Raw genomic sequence first — 21,602 nt, 5'->3', positions numbered from 1 at the left:
TATACAACTAAAACTTACAATGCTTGGGTGATTTAAAAATATTTTTATACTTTTACAAACTAATTGTATTGTTGTCATAGCTTTACAATACCCCTAAATAATTACTTTATGACCCCTAAATCTAAAAGTAAATGGTTTATATCACTATTTACATTGATTATTTTTTCATTTAATCTCCATGCACAAACATGTACAGATTATACTATTAATCCTGGAACTTCTATAAGCACTTCAGGTAATGTAAGCTACAATGAAATTATAAACGTTCCAGATAGTTTTACAATTGGTGATGTTAATATAACCATTAATATTTCACACACTTGGAATTCCGATTTAGACATTTACCTAATTTCTCCTACAGGAACTAGAGTAGAACTATCAACAGATAATGGTGGAAATGGAAATAATTATACAGCAACATTTGATGATGCTTCTAGCAATACACTGCCTACAAGTAACACTACAATAAATGGCACTTATGTTCCAGAAGGTAATTTAAGTGATTTTAATACTGAAAATTCAGCAGGAAATTGGACTTTAGAAGTTACAGATGATACAGCTCAAGATGGAGGAACAATTAATTCAATCACATTAGAGTTATGTGATGATACTGCTCCAAATATTCAAGGTTTCAGTTTTGAAAATTCATTAGATGGGTGGTCACAAGGTACTGGTGATGACTTTGACTGGACAAATGGACAGAGTACACCTTCAGGTGGTACAGGTCCTCAAAATGGTGCTTCAGAAGGAAGTTGGTTTATGTATGTAGAAATGTCTACTTCTCCATTTCCACGAGCATTAGGAGATGTAGCCCATTTAGAAAAAGAATTCGATTTTACAGGAAAAATAAACGCTGAAATATCGTTAGACTATCATATGTATGCAAGAGATGCTGCCGCTAATATGGGAACTTTTAATGTAAATGTCAGTACCAATGGAGGCACAAACTATACAACTTTGTTTACTAGAACTGGTAATCAGGGAAATGGATGGCTTCCTCAAACTTTAGATTTAAGTGCTTATGACGGTCAAGTAATTACCATTCAGTTTGAAGCCATTAGAGCTAATAGTTGGCAATCAGATATTTCTATAGATAATGTAATTGTATCATCAGAAAATTCTTCTGGAATTCCAATTACAGTTACAGCTGATGCTGTATCAAAAGAAATTGGAGATTCAGATCCTCCTCTAACCTACACCATTACTTCTGGTAGTTTAGAAAGTGGGGACTCCTTATCTGGAAGCTTAAGCAGAGTTGCTGGAGAAACCGTAGGTAAGTATGTCATTACACGAGGTACACTTAGCAATCCTAAATACTCAATAACCTTTGTATCTGCAACATTTACCATTACAGATAAAGATACAGATGGAGATGGTGTTGTAGACTTATCAGATTTAGATGATGATAATGATGGAATTTTAGATACCGATGAAATTTGTATTATTCCAGGCGCTTCAAACCCTCAACCAGATCAAACCGTTTATACAGATAGTGGTTTTGAAATTTATGCTATTGGAGACAACACTAACAACGGTTTAGGATATCAAGAATCTGGTTTTGAAGCTGCTGCCTATTCTAAAGGATTAAATTTAACAATTCTTAACGGAAATAATGATTTCGGTTCATTGCCTGGAGCACCTGGTACAGATGGTAGTGCAGCAACAACAACAGGTACATTTACAAATGGCACACTATCTTTTAGTACAACAGCAGCAAACCCAACAACAAGAAGAAATCAATTTAGACAAACCACAGGTTCAGAATTTAGATCTGGTACAAGCGGAGATGCCATTTACGTAAAACCTTCTATAGATTTGGTTCCAGGTGAAGTCTATACCGTAAATATTGGATTTACAACACCTGTTTATGCTTTTAGTTTTGATTTAGTAGACATTCTAGATACGTTCAATGATGATCCTGCTACTGTAGTTAAATATGAAATTTTTGCAGGGAGCCAACTTGTAGCTTATTTTCAAAGTAGTTTTTTAGGAAATGATGCAACAGCAACTGTAGATATTTTTGATAGTAATGATGTTAGCCAAGGTACTATGTTAATTGGTAATAATGTAGAGACTTCTATTGGTTTTATTACAAATTCAGCTGTATCAAACGTTTCTGTAGTTCATAGTGTTGTAAGTGGTGCTATTTTTAACAGTAGAGCAGATTTACATGGTATGGATAATTTTGTTTGGAGCACCCAACCTCAATCTTGTTTTGCGAGTCTTATTGACTTTGATGGTGATGGTTTAAATAACGATAAAGATTTAGATTCAGACAATGATGGAATTCCAGATAACATAGAAGCCCAAACTACCATAGATTATATTCAACCCAATGGTGTTTTTTCTAGTTCTGGTTTAGATACTGCTTATGGATCTGGTCTAACTGCTATCAATTCAGATAATGATGGAGATGCTGATTATGTAGATTTTGACTCTGATGATGATGGTATTTTTGATATAACAGAATCTGGCGCAGGATTAACGGATGTAAATTCTGATGGAAAAACAGATGGAAATGTTGGTAATAACGGAATTGACAATACACTTACTTCTGATAATTATTCTGATATAAATGCTAATATCGATGACCCCACAACATTACAAGACACTGATGGTGATGTTATAACTATTGGTGATGTAGACTATAGAGATGCGCACGTTTCTGGTACACCTTTAATTACTCAAATATTACAGACATCTACAGACAGGGTAATCGAAATTTCAAATATACATCCTACAAATTCAATTCTTGCCAATAGTATAAAACTATCTCTTTATAACAATACTACAGGACCTCAAACAGATGTCATTCCAGACGTAACCTATACTATACCTTCAGGTTTAGCTCCAGGAGCAACAATCTTAATTACAAATACAGGCTCTAGTTATTCTGGTTTAGTAAATGATAATATTACTAATTTTTCAGACGCTAATGACATTCTACTTTTAACACATCCAAAAGGTTTTGTAAATGGCTCTACATCTTGGAATAATAGATATGAAACTGCTTTTAATATTAATAACACAACCTCTTATGTAAGAACAGATCAAATAACCTCTACAAATAAAGATTTTGAAACTACAGAATGGGTTGCTTTTGTTGATGACAATTTAGATGCTTACAGAGATCTAGGTTCTGGCGGACCAGAAAGACATCCTCATTCCCCATTAATATCAGAAATTACTAATGCTAATGCAGAATCTAATCTTAGAATAGGAGTTCACAGAACAAATCCAACAAACAGAACTTCTGGTGGTTGGAATAATGGTTTTCCTGATAGAACAAGAAGAGTTGTTATTGCAGAAAATTTTGAAACATCAAACAAACTTAGTGCTAAGGAACTCACTATTAATTCTGGCAATAAATTAACAATTAACAACAATTTATTAGTAGTTACAGATAACATCACTTTTAACAATTCTACAAGCGAAATTCGTTTAGCTGGTTCATCTCAATTAATACAAACACATACAGCTACTAGTAAAATTAATGGCTCTGGAAAAATATACAAAGATCAAAATTCTGAATCCCCAAGTAAATTCAGATACAATTACATGAGCTCTCCTGTAGTAAGCAGTGGAAATACATTTACTTTAAGTAATGTTTTAAAAGACGGCACAAACCCTACAACTAGCAGTTCACCTGTGGTAGATATTAATTTTGTTGAAGGTTTAGACGGAGACACTACAACTCCAATTTCAATAGCATCAACTTGGATATATACTTTTGCTAGTTCAGACGGATTAGTTTCTAACTGGATTCAAAAAGGTAATACAAATTCAATTTTAAATACAGATGGTTTCACTATTAAAGGACCAGGATCTACTCAAAACTACACCTTTACAGGTATTCCAAATGATGGTAATCTTAATACAACTGTTGGAGGAAACGAATTTTATTTACTCGGTAATCCCTATGCTTCAGCCATCAGTGTAAAAAAGTTTATTGAAGATAATATCAACTCTATAAACGGTACACTTTACTTTTGGCAACATGCAAGTGAAATAGACACCAATAATGGTCATACTTACTCTGGTTATATTGGTGGTTATTCTACTAGAAATATTGCAATGGGAGTTGTTGCTGATGATGAAACTCTAGTAGGTGCATTTGATTTTATTCTAGAAGCAGAAAATGCAGAACTAAATGCTGCTACTACTACAAATGATTTGGGAACTAATGTTGTTATATTAGATAATGCTAATGAATCAATAACTTTTTCTAGAATATCAAGAGGAATTGATACCTTAAGAATTAGATACAAATCACTAACAGGTAAAAACTTAACTCTTAGCGTGAACGGAGTTCAGAACAGAACCGTTAATTTTCCACTACAACTTAACTATACCACTAAAGAAATACCAATATGTTTAGAACAAGGAAATACAATAACATTTACCTCTAATGATGTGGGTAATATTTCTATTGATCATTTAAAACTAAAAGATATTGATGGACAAATAAGTTGTTCATATAGTTCAGGTTCTGGCTTTACTTATAGAGAACCCAAAGAATATATACCTGTTGGTCAAGGTTTCTTTATTGGTGGAGATGATGATGGTGGCCCAATTGTATTTAACAATAGTCAAAGAGAATATATCACAGAAGGTGCACAATCTATTTTCTTTAAAAATGAAAGAAAAAAACAGATTAATAAACTTCCTGTTTTAAAATTAGGAATTGAATATAGCTCTAATGAAAACAAATTAATACATCGTCAAATCGGTATATCATTTAACAAAAACAATTCTTTTGACTATGATAATGGTTATGACAGCTATATGTTTAATGTAAACAATACAGATGCGTACTGGAAATTCTCTAACAATGCCATTTATGTTATTGCAGGTGTAGGTGAAATTTCTAATGAATTATCTGTACCATTAGAAATAGTTTTAGATAAAAATAATACACTTAATATTAAAATAGATCAATGGAATTTAAGTGAACAAGATGTTTTCTTATATGATGAATTGACAGAAGAATATCATAAAATTGATACAAAAGGAGTTCAAATAACACTTGATAAAGGTACCTATACAAATAGGTTTTTTATTCGATTTTTCAATAAAAACGAAACGCTGAGTATTAATGATAAAACCTTGTTAAATAAAATAAAAAGCCATTACAATAGAAGTTCAAAAGAAATTGTGGTTAGTACCAATGATAGTATTGAAATTCAAAAAATAAAACTTTACTCAATCTTAGGTAAAGAAGTTTTTAAGTGGCAAACTCAAAATTCAAGAAGTTCAGAAAAAAGATTGAATGTAAGCAAACTATCAAAGAGTGTTTATATCTTAAAAGTAGAGACAAATAAAGGTAAATACATAAAAAAACTAATTATCAACTAAGTATAGAAATAGTTTAATTAACATATCGCTTAAACAGTTATAAAAATTTAAAATCCCCTAATGATAAATTTTATAAAAGCACTATTAATAATAGCGCCTCCTCCGCCCTCACCAGGACCTCCTGGACCTCCTGGAACACCATCACTACCAATAGATAATGGTATTCTTTTCTTGCTCTTCGCAGGAATTGCTTTAGGTTTATATACAATTAATCTGAATAGAAAATCTAGATTAAAAGCTAAATAAAATGTACCGTTTTCTTTTGATATCTGGTGATTAACATAAAAAATCACAAACTAATAGTAATTTATAATTGTTCCTTCAATCCTTTTTTCCAAAAGTAAATTCCAAAAATGCAGGTAACAATTGCAAACATAATTCCGTTTTCACCAAGCCAATGTTGGGTTCCTTCAATTTCTGTTGTTAACGGAGGTAAGATTTTCTGAATATATACATTGCTCACCGCATGAAAAATTACAGCAGGCCATAAACTTTTAGATTTGAAAGTATAGTACGTCATGATAAATGACATAGAAACAATTACGATAGTGAACGTTATAAATTCTAATAGGACATTGTTACTATAGTAAACTAGCAATGGCCAATGCCAAAAAGACCATATCAATCCGCTAAAAATTGATACACCAGTAAATGAAAGAACCTTTCTTAATTCATAGATAAAAAATCCTCGCCATCCAATTTCTTCCCCTAATGTTGTTGCAGAGGCTCTAATAACCTCTATAGTTGCTAACAACATAATAGCTATGATAGTTATTAATGTTGGGTTTAAAGTGCCTATGCCAAATAAGCCAAGTTCTTTTCCCCATTCTGTTATGGCTTCGCTATTAGCTAAATTTCCAAAACCGAAAATCCATATAAATATATAAGTGATGATACCATATAAGGCAGGAACAATATAAGACCAACTAATATATTTCCAACTTCCCCAATTCCAATGTAGCGATGAAATCTTACGCCCTTTTATTTTTAAGGTAATAAATGCAGCAATTGCAGGACACCACATTATAGCTCCAACATATATTCGTGATGGATATAAATTAACTATGGCATAATGAAAAGGTGAAGTAAGAAGAATAACGATTGCAAGAAATAGAAAGATTGTTTTCCAAGTTTTATTTCTTTCTATGGATCTTTCTTGAATTTGTGCTTTCATGCTATTTTTGCTTTTTTACTATTTTATAAATTCTTTTATTGATAATTTCTGATAAGTTCCAATTATAGAGTTTAGGGTCAGTGGTATTATAGAATGTTACAATTACAGCATCAATATCTTTATAATATTTGGCAAAACTTTGATAACCAGGAACCCAACCAGAATGTTCATATTCATAAATAGAGGAATAGATTTCTTGCTCTCTTTCATTAAATAAAGCCCCATTATTTAATGCTCTAAGAAAAACACCAACATCTTCTGCTGTGGCATGCATTCCATAATCTTTCATTTTTATATCATGAGCGTATCCAATATGGTATCCACTCATCACACTATCTAAACTTACTTCTTTGAGAGAACTAAACGTATTTTTAAGACCTAAAGGATTTAAAATTTCTTCTTTGATAAATTGAAAATTGTCATAACCTAATTCATTATCCATAATTTTATTAATCAGCAAATAATTAGTGTTACAATATTCATAATCTTCATCTGGTTCAAAATTGGCAGGTTTACCCTTTATTAAAGTAAGGTTTTCTTCGTAAGTTCTTATTGGATTTTCCCAAAATTTTGGAGTATCTGTAAAATTGGGAATACCACTTTTATGCTGAATCATCAATCTTAACGTAATTTTATCTGTATTTTCGATTTCTCCTGTCAGTTCTGGCAAATACTCTGCTAAAGTTTTATCCAAAGAAAGGCGTCCTTGACTTACCAATTTAGTAACAGCAACTGCATCATATAGTTTGCTTATGCTGGCTATTTTAAATAAAGCATTAGGTTTGGCTGGTATCTTGGACTCTCTATTGTGCCAACCTGAAGCAAAACTTTGAGGAGCTTGACCTGCTTTATCAATGTAAACAATCATTCCTTCAAAATCATAATCAAGAGCTTCATCTAATTGACCTTGAACAGAATCTGGTAAGGGAAGTATCCATGCTTTAACCAAAAGCCATGGAACAAAGAACATCGAGACAATGGTTCCTACTAGTAATATAACTCTAATCATTAGTTTTGTTTGTTTTTTCTTCATGAAATTCTATTTTTGATTATCTTACTTATGATGAGTTCTATTTATTGTATTATGTCTGCAATATTTTTCTAAACTTAAGAAAAACAATATATTAAGCTAAAATTAAGTGTTTTATTTATTTTGTATTACCCGTGTAAATTTCCATTTCAATCCAAATAAGGGTCTTAAAACCTTTACTCTTTTAAAGATGAACTCATATATTAGAAAACAAACTATAAAAGTAAAGACGGCAATTCCAATAAATTGTAACATAGGATGAAGATCTAAAGGTAGAATTAATAATGCACCTAAATACAACACAAACATATGAATAATATAAACAGGATATACAGCAGCACTTAAATAACTTAGTAATTTACTGGGGTTATTTAGGTAACAATATCCAATTCCGAAAACACCTAATATCCAAGAAATAGATTCTAAAGAAGTAAGGTACATATTTGATATTGACTCAAATCCTGTAAAACGGATTAAGAAAAGGATTGTTGCCAAACCAATATATAACCATTTCCATCTTGACACTGTTTGCCAAAACGTATTTCCACTATAAACTAATAAATAGCCAAATAAAAACGCTAGAAAACCTATAAAAAACCCATGCCAATTTTGAGATTGATCCCATTTTCCTTTATTATTTATTCTGTTTCTCTCTAGAAAAACAAAACAGCTAATTTAAAATTATTCATAGATTTTGATTTTATAAAATGGTACACCAGAAAAAAAAGTGGTACACCTAATTGTACACCTAAAAAGTGCATTTTGATTATTAATCTAATTGAATTGAAATTATTGCGAAGTACTGCAAACTCTAACAAAACCTATAGAAAACAAAAAACCCTACTATTTCTAGTAAGGTTTATGTGAGCCCTGAAGGATTCGAACCTTCTTTGATTTTATTAGTGATTATAGTACTTTATTTATTATTTAAAAAACAGGTACTCCTAAAAGTGTTCCTTTTAATTTAATTTAAATGATATTTCTATACTATAAATTGTAATATCAAAATACAATAGTAAAGCTTTAATTTTGAAAATTTTATTAATGATAAAAATATCACATAAAATATTATTAAAACTTAACTTAACATTTTCAATTTTATTTTCAAGAATGAAGTTTAAAATTCTTTTATTTAGTTCTTCAAAACTATATCTCAAGGATAGTTCTTGATAATTTGAGATATTAATTACTATTAAATTATTATTTATGTCTTGATGAAAAATTAATTTATTCATAATATTGTTTTTAATGATTAGATTATTTAAATTTATGGCTGCTATAAAAAAAGATGAAAAACACCTTGCTTTTTAAAGATTTGAATTTTCCGCCTACATATAAATATAGTTCGGATTCAAATCACATACCTTTAGAGTTTTATGAGGAAACTTTTCCAATTGCTAAAACAATAGACTTATTACTTGGTTATTTTAGCTCTAATGCCATAAAAGTACTTTCCAAAAGTTTTGCCGAGTTCATCTATAATGGGGGTAAAATGAGGTTTATTACAAATCATTTTCTTAGCGACAATGATTTTGAAAATCTTCTCGAAAATGTAGATGTTAAAAATGAGGATAAAATTATTGACATTTTTAATGACCTTGGTAAATTAGAAAAGAATTTAAGTCAAGAAGGTCAACATTTTTTTGATTGTTTAAAGTACTTACTTAAAAATAAAAGATTAGAATTGATACCTGTTAAGTTTAATGGATTTGATCTTGCGCATTGTAAAAAAATGATACTTTTTGATGGTCAAGATTATATCTCTACTGATGGCAGCATTAATTTCACTTTATCAGCTTTAATTAAAAACTCTGAAAGCTTTCAGTTAGATGCCCCTTGGGTTAGCAATGTTAGTAAAGAAAGAATAGAACTAGAGAGAAATAACTTTGAAAGAATATATAACAATGACCACCCTAATTATAATCATATCGGTAACGAGGAAATAGAAAGAGTAGTAAGAATTGTTGGTAATGATAAAAATTTAAAAGATCTTTTAGATGATTCTTTAAAATTAGGTAAGGACTCTTACAGTAAAAAAGTCAATAGGATAAAAAAAGAAAAAGAAGAAAGGTTTGAAACTTTAATACATAAAATTGAAAATACTCCTAAATTTCCTTTTCCCCAAGGCCCTAGAGAATACCAGAAAGAAGCTTTTGAAGCCTGGAGGTCAAATAATTACTCAGGTGTATTTGCAATGGCTACTGGTACTGGAAAAACAATAACATCGCTTAATTGTTTATTAAACCTTTATAACGAAAATGAAAGTTATAGAGCTATTATTTTAGTTCCATCAATAGCATTACTAAACCAATGGGAAGAAGAAGTTAAATCTTTTAATTTTAGAAAAATTTTAAAAGTTGGAGGTGGAAACAATTGGGAGAAGGATTTCGCAAATTATTCTAGTAATTTTTCTTGGGGCTTAAAGAATGATTTAATAATTATATCTACATATGGTAGTTTTGTTTTGGACAGGTTTCAAAAGCAATTTCAAAAAATACAAGAAGACTTTTTGCTAATCGCTGACGAAGCTCATAATATGGGAGCAAACAACATTCAATCTAAGCTTCCACAAGTTAGAGTTCCAAAAAAAATTGGACTCTCTGCAACTCCAAATAGAATTTATGATCCTGTGGGTACCCTAGCAATTGATTCTTTTTTTAATGATAGTCCACCTTACACCTATAGTTTTGGAATGGAAAGAGCTTTAGATCATGGTTTTTTAACAGAATATAAGTACCATCCAATTATTGTTGAGCTTACTGAATGTGAATTTGAAGAATACACAGAGATCTCAAAAAAATTATTGAAGTTTTTTGATTTTGAAAATGGAAAATTTAAAAATGATCCTATTGTTGAAATTTTGTTACTCAAGAGGAAAAGTATAATACATAAAGCTTCCAATAAAATAGATGCTTTTAGTCATATCATTAGCGAATTAAAAAGAATAAATAAAACTAAATATGTTTTTGCTTATATCCCTGAAGGTTATGTACAAAACTCAGAAGGTAATACCGTCAAAATTTTAGATCAATATCTAATAAAAGTTCATAATGATTATCCAGAAATTAAGATGAACTCTTATACCTCACACGATCAAAACTTAAAAGAAATCCTTAGAGGTTTTGAAGATGGTAAAATTGAGATTTTATTCGCTATGAAAATGCTTGATGAGGGAGTTGACGTCCCTAGAGCAGAAGTTGGAATATTTGCAAGTAGTACAGGAAACCCAAGACAATTTATTCAAAGAAGAGGAAGGCTTTTGAGAAAACATAAAGATAAAACACATGCAACTATCTATGATATGGTAGTTATACCCAAACTAAATAACTACATTGGGGAATTACAAAATATTGAAAGAAACTTAGTTAAAAACGAATTAAATAGAGTTGGATATTTTGCAAGTTTATCTATGAATTTCTACGATTCAAAAGAAATACTAGATGAGGTATGTCAAAAATATAACTTAGATTTAGATACTATAATAAGCGAATTACAATAAATATGGAAAGAGACCAAATTTTAAGAGAAATACTTTCTGACCCAGAGTTAATGGAAAAGTATGATATTAAGCAAAATGAATTAGAGACATTTACTACTTCACCTTCAAAACCTTATAATAAAAAAATTGTTGAAGTCTTATCTGTAATTATAAACGAAAATGACAATCATCTTAATCGTTCTATGATATACAAAAAACTAAAAAACGTACATAATATATAAATTTATATGGCATCAATAATAAATAGTATTTCCTTTAAGAATTTTTTTAATTATTATGGAGATTATGATACAACAAGATATGAATTTGAAGATGGTGTTAACATTGTAGTAGCTGATAATGGAGCTGGAAAATCTAAATTTTTTAATGCTTTTTTATGGCTCTTTTATGATCAGGTTTTAGATTCAGATGATAAAAAGAAAAAGAATGTAAAGGACTTTGCTGTTAAAATTATCTCTGATAAAGCAAAAAATGAAACCTCAATTGGAGAACTAGTACAAACAGGAATTAAAATAGAGTATTCTACTGGCAGGTACAAATACCAAATAACTAAGTCATTTACTGCTACAAGAATAAGTGAAAAGCTAACAGATTTTGATAGCTGGCAAATAACTTTAGATGATATTGAGGTAGACAAAACAGACCATGTTTTACCTAAATACAAACCTGTTTATGATGCTGAAGAAAAACAAAAAGTAATTAGCCAACTCATTCTACCTACATTAAGGCAATACTCTTTCTTTCAAGGGGAAGAAGTAGATAAAATGATTGATTTTAGCAAGAAATCAAGTATTGAAGATGCAGTAAGGACATTGACAAACATTAGTAAATATGAAGACATTGCTAACATAGTTAAAGAGATAGCTATAAAGGCTGAAAAGGACTTAAATAAGCAAACTAATGCAACCAGTAAACATAATGACAGACTAGGTAAAGCTATTGTTGTTAAAAAGGAATTACAAGATAGACTAATTCAAGAATCAGAAAAATTAGTTGAATTTAATACCTTATATGAATCTGCTGAACAAGAAAAAAATGAATTAGAGCAAAACTTTGCTAATGCTGAAAAAAGAAAAGAATTAGATGATAAAATCTCACAGAAAAACAAAGTATTAAAACGTGTAAAAGATGATTATGACACTTTCCTTGATGGAATTAACAATAGATTCTTTGATGGAAACTTCTCTTGGATTACATTAGGTTTTGAAGACTCTATAAATGATTTTAAAAATAATATTAAAGAGTTCAGACAAAAAAGGTATGAGAAAAAAGCATTACAGAATGCAGCTGAAAACCCTAATGATTATTTTACAATGCTTCCTGTAAACTCACCAGATGCTGTTACATTAGATCAAATGATTGAGGATAAGAAATGTTATGTATGTAATAGAGATGCTAAAGAAGGAACAGATGCATATAACTACTTATTGAAGTTGAAAAACAGACCGAATGAAAATAACACTAAAAAAGAGTTTGTTAAAAACGATTTAGAAGACTTCTTTGGAAACCTTCAGTTAAATGCAGCTCCTTTTTTAAACAAGTTTGATTCAATACCATCTAGTGTTTTAAGAACTAGAGAAAAAGAACTAGAATTAAAACAGAGACTAGACAAATTAAGTTCAGAATTAAAAGCTTTAAAATCTCAAAGAAAAGACATTTTAATAGCAGGTACTGAAGGTGAAGGTATAGACAATGCAACAACTATTATAAATCAGTATAAAGGAGCTATAAGAAGAATGGAGCAAGCTTCTTCAAGAATTGAAAGACTCCAAGACACTATTAAACGCTTAAAAACTCAAATTTCTACTACTGAAAAAGAGATTTCTAATTTACGCCCTAAAGATATACCAGAAGGTTATACTGTAAATTATGAAATAAGTAAAGATTTAGTTGATGCTACCCTTCTTGCTAAAGAACGTGTTTTTGATAAAATGGTTAGTCTTTTAGAGGACCACGCTAATAAACATTTCCAAAGCTTAATTAAGTACAATGACATTAAAGGTGGTGTTTTAAGATTTCAAAAATCGCCTTCTGGTGGTATTTCTTTAGATTATATAGATGACTTAGGGAATGAAGTTTCTGGAGCTTCTGAAGGTTTCCAAAGAATGAAGAAGTTTGCAGTTGTTATGTCTATCATATCAGCAAATACATCTCAATACAATTACCCTTTATTAGCGGATGCACCTTTATCTGCATTTGGTAAAGCTTTTAACAAAGGATTCTTTGAAGCAATACCAGATGTATTCCCACAGAGTATAATTTTGGTTAAAGACCTTTATGACAAAGACTCAGAAGACAAACTAACGGACTTAGGTCAACAACTTTTAAAAAGTGATGTTATAAAAACATTTTACTTAAATGAAGTTGATGAAGAATCTTCACAAATAGAAAGAACTACTAAAATTGAAAGAAGAAAATAATGAATAGTCAAGAATTCAAATCAAATTTAGTCTCAAAAAGACCTAGATATGCTAACAGCAGAATACCTTTACTTGAAGCATTAGCCAACAAAGGTGCTAGATCATCAGAATATAGCCAATTTGGACCTATATACGAGCTCTATATCTATGCTATGATGACTGGCATAAAAAAGAAAAGACGCTTACCCCTACCACCTAGAAATCTAACTTCTGATTTTCTTGAAATTGGTAAATGGAAAAGAGATTCATCTTTAGTAGATTTTTTATTAATGGTCATTTTTACCCAAACAGAAGATTTAAACATTAACTGGAATGAATTAGAAGATCTGGAAGAAGATCAATTAAATAAAGTGATCTCAGATGTGGTTACACTTATAGAAGAATATGCCAATGGTGGACTTGAATATTTAGAAAATCTTTATGAAAAAGGAGAGTTAGAAAACTCTCACTATATGTTTATTGATTTATACAATAATTAAGAGGAAGACATGATTGAGGTTGAAAATTTTGATATTTACTCATATGAAAAATCCTTTGGAGATAAAAATAATATTCCCGATGAAAAAGGAATATATGCTTGGTATTTAGATTTTTCTAAATTTAAAAACTTCAACACAGTTGATGAATTTGCAGAAAAAATGAACCTATTAAACAGCTTAATTTCTTTAGATAAACTAAATGGTAGCGTCAAGTCTTTTTTTAGAAAATACAACGTTGAAATAAATGAAAACAGAAGTTTCATTGAAAAATTCTATATCGAAGAAACTGAAGAAGAAATAGTTTATGGTGATAAAATTCAAGATCTCAGTTTAACGGAATGCAGAGAATTAATGGACTTATTGGCAAATTTCAGCTTATTAGTCAACCCATTATATGTTGGTATCACAGTATCATTTAGAAAACGTTATGGTCAGCACCAAAAATCTTTTTTAGATATAAAAAAAATGAGAGAAAATAACGAAGAAGAAGAACTTATACTAGAAAAAGGATTAAAGTCATTTGGAGGAAGAATTGCCTCTAAAGACTTTAAGTGGGAATATTTAATTTTTGCTTGCGTCAAAAAAGATATAGACAGAAAAATCATTGGTAATGCAGAGTTTTTAATTAATAGATTTTATAACCCTTTATTCGGAAGAAGATAATGAGTAGTCAATATAGAGGCCCTATGGCCAAAGAAAAATTTCAAATGGTAATGGCAGGAGATTTTGGTGTTTTTTACACTGATAAAAACTCCCCTGTATTTTACCTAAATACATCTTTCGATATAAATGATATTGGAAAGTTAAACGCTGTAAGAGATGTTTTAGATATATCTGAAATTGATTTTGAAGAATTAGTTCAAAGAGATTTAGATGATTTTAGAATTAGAAGAGATATATCAAATTATTTAACAGATGGTATTGGTTATAAATTTTTCCCACCAATTGTGGTTGCTATTACACAACCAAAGGAAGACAATAAATCAATAAAAAGTTTTTATCCAAAAGTAACAACAAGGACATTCCAAGAAGGAGATGCTAAAAAATTTGAAATAGAGTTTCAAGATTCCTTTTGTGTTAGATGGTTTCTTGATGAAAATGAAAAACCATATTATTTACCCACAGAAATTCGATGGAAGGATGGGAACACTAATTTAATGGCTGTAGATGGACAACACAGATTAGTGGCTTTACAAGCAATTCGTGGATTGATAAAAAATGAAAGACTCAAAAAATTCTATGAAAGTGTATCATTAGATAAACACAAACTAGATTATTTAAAAGTACCTGTAACCATACTTTTCTTTCCAAATGCTGTTGAATCCATTGATGATGTAGAGCTAAAAAAACTAGAAGAATTATTTCCAAATATTAACTGGAAGTTAGACAGTAGGAGAGAGATAAAAGAGATATTGAGAAACATTTTTGTTGATGTCAATAAATCTGCTAAACAACCTAGTAATTCAAGAACTATATTACTAAATGAAAAAGATTTAAACGCTGTATTTACTAGAAAAATATTTTCTTCGATTAAAGAATATGTTCCCAATATTTACACTGCCATCTTAGAGTACAACTCACAAAACAAAAAAGAAGTTCAAATTGAAGCGAACAGGTCAGTAATAACTACTATTGGAATTATTTTTAGAATTTGTGAATTTCTTTTCAAGGACTCAGAAGAACCAGATGAAGGATCTACTTTTCGAATAAGGCTAGGTATAGATGAAGAACCAGAATTCCCTTCAAATGATGAATTTCTAAAAGAGGATGTTAAAGCTACTGAATTTTCTATTGAACAAAGAAAAAAAAGCCTCAACTTGTTCGAAGTTAAATGGTTAAAGTCTTTCACAGAAACTTACACAAAACTTATTCCATATCAAAAAATGATTGAATTAGTGAACAAAGAATATGATAAATTTCAATTAAAATCTAAACCAGAAAATTTTAATAAAATTGAAAATACTGCATATAAAACTTTGTTTGGAGGTAGTGAAGAGAGATTTGTACTAGAGAGCCTTTCAAAAGCCAATAAAGGTAGCGATAGTGATTTATCAATGAAAGCCTTAAAAAAAACAGAAAAGAATATTAGAAATGAACTTTCTGATTATAATATCTTCTTTACACTAATGTTTCAAATGGGTTATTTTGAAGCTTTAGCAGAAATTGTGAGAATAGAGTTAGTTGAAAGTGACCATCATATTTCTGAAGAAGAGATTTTAAATTATATAAGTCACTTAAACCTTTTTATAAATGAAAACCTCACTAGTTCCTTTTTAAATAAAACCGACCCCTTATATTCTGTAATATTTGGCACAACTAAACCTGAACACTCAAAATATGTAAAAAATCTTATTGTATTAATTATTTTAAATTATAAAAAAGATCAAAATAACCTAATAAGTGTAAAACTTGAAGATTTGTTTATTGAAAAACAAAATAAGAAAAATCTTGAAGAACTCTCTTCAAGAATTATTAGTAATCTTGAAAAACAATATGATAATCTAGTGGAAAATAAAATAAAATTAGGAGAAATACAACTACTAAAGATAGATGGAAGTAAATCTGACGCTAAAATAGCTGAGGACGAATATAAAGGCAAAAGAGCTGTCTATGTTTCATCAAATTATGATAAAATTTTAAGTAAACTGAAAGAAGTTATTGGTATTGAATCACAAAATAAAATTAAGTAAATATACAACTCATAGCACGGATGAAGAGATTTAATCTATGCTATGAGTTGTAATTAGTTCTTATCTTTCAAATCTATATAATATTGAGAATCTATGAATTCTGTATAATGTCTTTTAAAACGACTTCTAATTTTACCTTTTCCATAAAGAAGTCCTAAAGTTCCTATTGCACTTATTATCATAATAACCAAATTAACAATAGAAATTACGTCATCAAAAGCCAATCTACATTTTAAAACTTGAATTACCAAAAGCAATATACTACACAAAAACATGTTAGATGAAAAATGGTATAAAGTAGTCTGCTTGTCTGTTATTGATTTATTCTTTTCAGCAACAACTTCATCTAAAAATTTATAATAAAATATTTCCACATTAACTTTATCAATTGTTTTCCCATCCTCTATCAATTTTTTCATAATTAATGTAGTAGGCAATTCTTCTGTAAAAAACCAAAATCTTTTTGGCAAATCAACAACGTACAATATACTACCTATAGAAATTGAACCTATAAATAAAATTAAATAGTTAAAAGAGTTTGTACTATTATTTAATTCAAAGGAAAAACTTGTCGAAAAAATTTCGAATATTATATAACTGAAATATAAGCTAGGAATGAATAACCCTAAAATCTCCCTAGTTGTGAATCTATTAAATGTATTTACCATAACACTAAATTAAACTATTTAATCCTATTTCAATCTTCTCAACCAAAAAATCAAAACCATCAATATTTGATCTTTGGTTTAGTTCTTCATTTAACAACTGAAGCCCATCATCAATATGCATTTTTATATATTTAGGTAGGTCTTTATCTGTAATATGAATACCATAATGTAAAGCAACCATCCCTAAATAATAATCTAAATAATCTCCAAAAAGCACCGCTTTAGAGTAATCTTTACCTCCGGAGTTTTGTATATCTTCTAACTTTAAAACTCTATCTTGAGACAGAGAATGTGCTAATGCAATTCTAGAAATTATATTTTCTGTCCCTAGATTAAGTCTACGTGTTAGTTTAGATACAATCTCTTTATTTTCTTTACTAGTTTTAATATGTGTAAACATCTTTTTCTTTTTTAAATTCTTTAAATAAATTATTTACACGAGTAGAGATGATCTCAGACCCATTTTCAGTATTATGAATTAAGAACGCTTTATTTAAGTTAGGCTTTAAAAGCTCATACTCTGCTTCAGATAGCTCTTTTTCTAATAAAGGGAACAACACTACTTGTTCTGAAATAGATGGATAAAACTCTTTAATTATGTTTTTAGAGTGGTACTTATCAAACTTCTGTAAAGGACTATCAATAAAAACAGGAAACTTAATTCCAGATTCATCAACAAGTGCTTTTAATAAGGCTGTTGCATAGAGTTGTTGTTCCCCTTTAGATAAAGAGTCCTTATCTATAACTTGTCCTTTTTTATCTAATAAGTCAATGTCCATAACATCATCAATAATATTAACTCTAACATTAGAAATGAAATCTTTTTTATGCATCAACTTCTTTAAACCTAAAGAAACAGATTTTTGTAAAGAGTACTTTTTATCTTCCTTGATTCTTTTGATTAACTCATTAATCTTAATCAAAAGCTTTTGCGTGACATCATACTTCTTTTTATCTGTCTCTACTAAATTAAAGTTTTTCTCATATTCAGATCTTACTTTTTTGTGTGAAGTTAACTTCAATCTTAATCCACCAACTTCTTCTAAAAGATCATTCTTTTCCTTTAAAAGATTTTCAATTTTGGTATCAGCACTAGTCTTTTCATCTCTAAACTGCTTAGCTAAATGATTGTCTTTTCTGGCTTCTCCTTGCTTAATTTTATTATTGGTTCTGCTAAGCAAAGCTCTGTTGATTTTCTCTTCTTTAACAATAGCATTAAACTGACTTAAAAACGTTGTTTTAATGTTATTGTAAATAGCCTCAAACTCCCTAAAGGACTCTTCACTAAACTCAAGATAAACTTTACCTACTTTAGATTTTGAATCCTTTTTCTTGAACTTAGATTTTATGGAATTACTTATCGCTTTTTCAATTTTATCTTTAATGGAAGTATCTAAATTTAATAAATCTTTATTAGTCAGAATACTTGTTGAAAAAGATTCTAACTCTTTCTTTAAAAGCTTCTCTGTTAAAGCACCATATAAATCATCATTTTCTAAAACAAGTTGATTATACAATTTACTTAGATGTTTTCCCGCTATTACAAGTGGTGTAAGGTCTAATAATTTTCTTAATTCTTGCTTTAAACTAATAGACTCCTCTTTTAAATTATCACGCTTAGACTTTAACTCTTTTAATTCTTCTAAAGTAATAGAATTACCTTCACGAATCAATTTTTCTTGTAATGTATCACTTTCAGACTTTAAAATAACAAGATGTTTATCTATTTCGTCTTGTTTATCTTGATTATGATTGATTAGCTTTTCTAATTCTTCTTCTTCTGATAGTAACTCTTTAAGTTTATACTCTTCAAGGTCTGAAACACCTTTTCTTCTTAGTTTAGTTAAAAGTGATTCTAAATTGTTTTTAAGCTCTTCATATTTCTTAATTCCTAGCACCTCAGAATAAGCTTTACTTAAACTTCTTAATTCAGCTTTAGATTTTGCTTCAGCAAGAGACACAATTTTTTCAGCATCAAAAAAGAAGAACTTTGCTATTTCTCTAGGCAATATAAAATCATTTATAAAAACCTCAAAACCTACATCTTTAGTCAGCTCATTTTCATCTCCATCTATAAGAATTTGTAATGTTTCTTGCTTGGTTTTTAAACTATAAGTTCTCTTTATATTTACTGTTCTACAAGGTATTGAAGGTATTAATAAATCTTGCAATTCAACCTCTACTGAAAATATAGTTTCTGGAGATTCATCTTTACTATCTCTGTTTACTAATGACAATAAATAATTATCATAACCTCCAATGTTTTTAACATCCTTTTTATACTTATCCTCTACTTGAGTCATAAGTTTTCCATAAAAACACCATATTAAAGAGGTTAAAAAAGTTGTTTTACCAAAACCATTTTTACCTGCAACAAGACTAATATTTTTATCATCTCTAGACAACAAGTTCAGTTCATTCTGTCCCTTATATATCCTAAAGTTATTTAGTTTTATATTACTTATTTTCATAATTCATTTTCGTTAACAAAAGACTCAATTCTATTTTCAACATCATTATGCAATCCATATTTAGAAATCATAAGAGTCTTTGTTTCTTGAAGTGTTATTAAATTATCTATTAAATGATAATATGAAGCATCTTCTTTACAAACCTCTTTTAAGATTCTTCTTTCTGTATCATCTAATGATTTGATATTATTAGTACTAATATCTTTATTATATATTTTTTTATAAATATCACCAACAGTATAATCGAACTCTAAATCCCTATTCCACATTACTTGAATAGCAATTAACTCTTGATTAGTAATTAGAACAACGTGAGGTCTTTTTTGTTGAACTTCTTTTTGAATTTCTAATAACTCTCTAAGTATAGTTGCTCTATAATGCATCTCGTAATTACCTGACCTGTGACCATCTTCATCTACAGCAGGCATACCATTTCTTCTGGTAGTAGATCTATTTTCACTGATATTTCTCTGTTCCACAAGTCTATTTCTAAACTGCAATAAAGGCTCCATCCAATGTTGACCATTATCTATTAAAGCTGACATGGATTTATCCTTTTTTACTACAGTACATGTCCAACAGCCAAACCTACTTTGACCACAAGAGGAATGCTTTTTATTAGTTACCACAGTTGGACACTCATAATCATCTGCACTAGCATCTGAGTATATTTGAAATAAAATAGAATTATCAAATCCCCAAGGAGAATCTACAGTGTTTATTATGTACCATATTTCTTCTAATTGAAGTTCTTTTATTGGAGCATATACAAAAGTGTTTGCATTTGTATTATGTTTTGACAACCTTTTTCCTGCAACTTCATGTTTTTTCATTGATCTTTCACGTGTTGCACTTTCTTCATATCTCGTACCTAATAAAACAATCGCTTCTCCTTTTTCATCAATTTGTTCTAATAAGAAATTTGATGTTGGTCTAATTTTAAGTTTATCTGTACACCATCTAAAGGTGTTATTAGGAACAGGGTAACCTTTTCCAATTACATTTATCCAAAAAGATTCTTCTAATTTAGGAACAGTTTTCTTTACAATTATAGGTAAATTTTGGTCTCTTGCACCCTCTTCTATTTTTACTAAAACATCATCTATATAACTTGAGATTATTGGATTTTCAACCATTGTATCATTACAAACTATATAAACAGGTCTTCTAAGTTGATAAGGGTAAGGTAAATCTTGCTTTATTCTTTGTAGGGCTATCCAAACTAATGTTAATAAAACTGTAGAATCTTTACCTCCACTAAAACCTATAATCCAAGGTCTATCTGATTTATCTGCATATGCGTACTGGTCTATAATTTCAGAAATTATACCCTCTACTTTTTTACTTTTTATTTTTATCATAACTAATTGTAGTGTTTTCAAAATTAATCTAATTGTATGTAAAAGCCAACTAGGATCTCCTTATTTATTCTATTAATTATTAACACAGATTAAATCAATATTAATCTATAATTTTATAGTTATTGTTATGTCTCTTTATTAAAAGGAAATATTATATGGTTATTAAAAAAATATTGCATTCTCTTAATGAAGTTAAAACAAAAATAAAAGGATGAGATTTAATGCATCATAGGTTGCACAGCAAACTTGAATTTGAAAAGAGGAAATGTATATTTCTACTCTAAAGAAAGTTTATAAAAGATAAAGACCAAATCTTAATTGACTAGGGACTTATTTTTTAATTACAATCTATAACGTTTGTATTCTATTTTGGGAATAGATTACTTGTTATAAGTTAATATTAACTTAATTTCATATATTGTCCTGTCCTTATATATTAATAATAAATAGGACAC

At 29.2% G+C, this 21,602-nt stretch carries 16 protein-coding genes; 7 read left to right on the top strand and 9 right to left on the bottom strand.

Annotation, left to right across the window (positions count from 1 at the left end; all coding sequences use genetic code 11):
- Window positions 1–108 precede the first annotated feature (108 nt).
- Window positions 109–5,355 (top strand): MBG domain-containing protein, encoded by a 5,247-nt coding sequence (locus FP421_RS12065; protein WP_159950943.1) that lies wholly within the window; start codon window positions 109–111, stop codon window positions 5,353–5,355.
- A 47-nt stretch (window positions 5,356–5,402) separates the two neighbouring features.
- Here FP421_RS12065 and FP421_RS12060 read toward each other — a convergent pair whose 3' ends face one another.
- From FP421_RS12060 to FP421_RS12040, 5 genes are all read right to left on the bottom strand, one after another.
- Window positions 5,403–5,648: a hypothetical protein gene (locus FP421_RS12060; RefSeq protein WP_159950941.1), complete on the bottom strand. Its 246-nt coding sequence runs from the start codon at window positions 5,646–5,648 to the stop codon at window positions 5,403–5,405.
- Between the two features lie 14 nt (window positions 5,649–5,662).
- On the bottom strand, window positions 5,663–6,379 hold the full coding sequence (locus tag FP421_RS12055) for a CPBP family intramembrane glutamic endopeptidase (protein ID WP_159950939.1): 717 nt from the start codon (window positions 6,377–6,379) through the stop codon (window positions 5,663–5,665).
- A gap of 151 nt (window positions 6,380–6,530) precedes the next feature.
- Entirely contained in the window at window positions 6,531–7,562 is a 1,032-nt protein-coding gene (locus FP421_RS12050) for a serine hydrolase domain-containing protein (RefSeq protein WP_159950937.1), read from the bottom strand.
- A 111-nt stretch (window positions 7,563–7,673) separates the two neighbouring features.
- The gene (locus tag FP421_RS12045; RefSeq protein ID WP_394350700.1) at window positions 7,674–8,201 is read right to left on the bottom strand and encodes an acyltransferase family protein; all 528 of its coding nucleotides are present in this window, start codon (window positions 8,199–8,201) and stop codon (window positions 7,674–7,676) included.
- A 317-nt stretch (window positions 8,202–8,518) separates the two neighbouring features.
- A complete protein-coding gene (locus FP421_RS12040; protein ID WP_159950935.1) occupies window positions 8,519–8,794 on the bottom strand; it encodes a hypothetical protein in 276 nt (91 codons plus the stop codon).
- Window positions 8,795–8,847: 53 nt separating this feature from the next.
- Here FP421_RS12040 and FP421_RS12035 point away from each other — a divergent pair, with 53 nt between their 5' ends.
- From FP421_RS12035 to FP421_RS12010, 6 genes are read left to right on the top strand one after another with little or no spacing between them, the layout of a single operon-like run.
- Window positions 8,848–11,058, top strand: coding sequence for a DEAD/DEAH box helicase family protein (locus FP421_RS12035; RefSeq protein WP_159950933.1), 2,211 nt, complete (start codon window positions 8,848–8,850; stop codon window positions 11,056–11,058).
- A 2-nt stretch (window positions 11,059–11,060) separates the two neighbouring features.
- Window positions 11,061–11,279, top strand: coding sequence for a hypothetical protein (locus FP421_RS12030; RefSeq protein ID WP_159950931.1), 219 nt, complete (start codon window positions 11,061–11,063; stop codon window positions 11,277–11,279).
- A 6-nt stretch (window positions 11,280–11,285) separates the two neighbouring features.
- Window positions 11,286–13,478 carry an AAA family ATPase gene (locus FP421_RS12025; RefSeq protein WP_159950929.1) on the top strand — a complete coding sequence of 731 codons (2,193 nt, stop codon included), beginning with the start codon at window positions 11,286–11,288 and terminating at the stop codon, window positions 13,476–13,478.
- A complete protein-coding gene (locus FP421_RS12020; RefSeq protein ID WP_159950927.1) occupies window positions 13,478–13,957 on the top strand; it encodes a hypothetical protein in 480 nt (159 codons plus the stop codon). Before FP421_RS12025 ends, FP421_RS12020 begins: the two co-directional genes overlap by 1 nt.
- 9 nt (window positions 13,958–13,966) lie before the next feature.
- Complete coding sequence (locus tag FP421_RS12015) at window positions 13,967–14,620, top strand: hypothetical protein (protein ID WP_159950925.1); 654 nt, start codon at window positions 13,967–13,969, stop codon at window positions 14,618–14,620.
- The gene (locus FP421_RS12010; protein WP_159950923.1) at window positions 14,620–16,647 is read left to right on the top strand and encodes a ParB N-terminal domain-containing protein; all 2,028 of its coding nucleotides are present in this window, start codon (window positions 14,620–14,622) and stop codon (window positions 16,645–16,647) included. Before FP421_RS12015 ends, FP421_RS12010 begins: the two co-directional genes overlap by 1 nt.
- A gap of 53 nt (window positions 16,648–16,700) precedes the next feature.
- Here FP421_RS12010 and FP421_RS12005 read toward each other — a convergent pair whose 3' ends face one another.
- The 4 genes from FP421_RS12005 to dndC form a co-directional block, all read right to left on the bottom strand.
- Entirely contained in the window at window positions 16,701–17,066 is a 366-nt protein-coding gene (locus tag FP421_RS12005) for a hypothetical protein (protein ID WP_159950921.1), read from the bottom strand.
- A 253-nt stretch (window positions 17,067–17,319) separates the two neighbouring features.
- Complete coding sequence (locus FP421_RS12000; protein ID WP_159950919.1) at window positions 17,320–17,715, bottom strand: DndE family protein; 396 nt, start codon at window positions 17,713–17,715, stop codon at window positions 17,320–17,322.
- On the bottom strand, window positions 17,699–19,786 hold the full coding sequence (gene dndD / locus FP421_RS11995) for a DNA sulfur modification protein DndD (protein ID WP_159950917.1): 2,088 nt from the start codon (window positions 19,784–19,786) through the stop codon (window positions 17,699–17,701). Before dndD ends, FP421_RS12000 begins: the two co-directional genes overlap by 17 nt.
- The gene (gene dndC, locus FP421_RS11990) at window positions 19,783–21,147 is read right to left on the bottom strand and encodes a DNA phosphorothioation system sulfurtransferase DndC (RefSeq protein WP_201288841.1); all 1,365 of its coding nucleotides are present in this window, start codon (window positions 21,145–21,147) and stop codon (window positions 19,783–19,785) included. Before dndC ends, dndD begins: the two co-directional genes overlap by 4 nt.
- Between the last annotated feature and the right edge of the window lie 455 nt (window positions 21,148–21,602).

Source organism: Polaribacter septentrionalilitoris (assembly GCF_009832745.1).
Classification (GTDB): Bacteria; Bacteroidota; Bacteroidia; order Flavobacteriales; family Flavobacteriaceae; genus Polaribacter; species Polaribacter septentrionalilitoris.
This window is presented reverse-complemented; position numbering and strand designations above follow the sequence as displayed.

Coding starts and splice junctions, on each gene's coding strand:
- FP421_RS12010 (WP_159950923.1), top strand. CDS start 14,620: ATGAGTAGTCAATATAGAGGCCCTATGGCCAAAGAAAAATTTCAAATG.
- FP421_RS12015 (WP_159950925.1), top strand. CDS start 13,967: ATGATTGAGGTTGAAAATTTTGATATTTACTCATATGAAAAATCCTTT.
- FP421_RS12025 (WP_159950929.1), top strand. CDS start 11,286: ATGGCATCAATAATAAATAGTATTTCCTTTAAGAATTTTTTTAATTAT.
- FP421_RS12050 (WP_159950937.1), bottom strand. CDS start 7,562: ATGAAGAAAAAACAAACAAAACTAATGATTAGAGTTATATTACTAGTA.
- FP421_RS12040 (WP_159950935.1), bottom strand. CDS start 8,794: ATGAATAAATTAATTTTTCATCAAGACATAAATAATAATTTAATAGTA.
- FP421_RS12005 (WP_159950921.1), bottom strand. CDS start 17,066: ATGAAAAAATTGATAGAGGATGGGAAAACAATTGATAAAGTTAATGTG.
- FP421_RS12020 (WP_159950927.1), top strand. CDS start 13,478: ATGAATAGTCAAGAATTCAAATCAAATTTAGTCTCAAAAAGACCTAGA.
- FP421_RS12000 (WP_159950919.1), bottom strand. CDS start 17,715: ATGTTTACACATATTAAAACTAGTAAAGAAAATAAAGAGATTGTATCT.
- dndD (WP_159950917.1), bottom strand. CDS start 19,786: ATGAAAATAAGTAATATAAAACTAAATAACTTTAGGATATATAAGGGA.
- FP421_RS12030 (WP_159950931.1), top strand. CDS start 11,061: ATGGAAAGAGACCAAATTTTAAGAGAAATACTTTCTGACCCAGAGTTA.
- FP421_RS12055 (WP_159950939.1), bottom strand. CDS start 6,379: ATGTGGTGTCCTGCAATTGCTGCATTTATTACCTTAAAAATAAAAGGG.
- FP421_RS12035 (WP_159950933.1), top strand. CDS start 8,848: ATGAAAAACACCTTGCTTTTTAAAGATTTGAATTTTCCGCCTACATAT.
- dndC (WP_201288841.1), bottom strand. CDS start 21,147: ATGATAAAAATAAAAAGTAAAAAAGTAGAGGGTATAATTTCTGAAATT.
- FP421_RS12065 (WP_159950943.1), top strand. CDS start 109: ATGACCCCTAAATCTAAAAGTAAATGGTTTATATCACTATTTACATTG.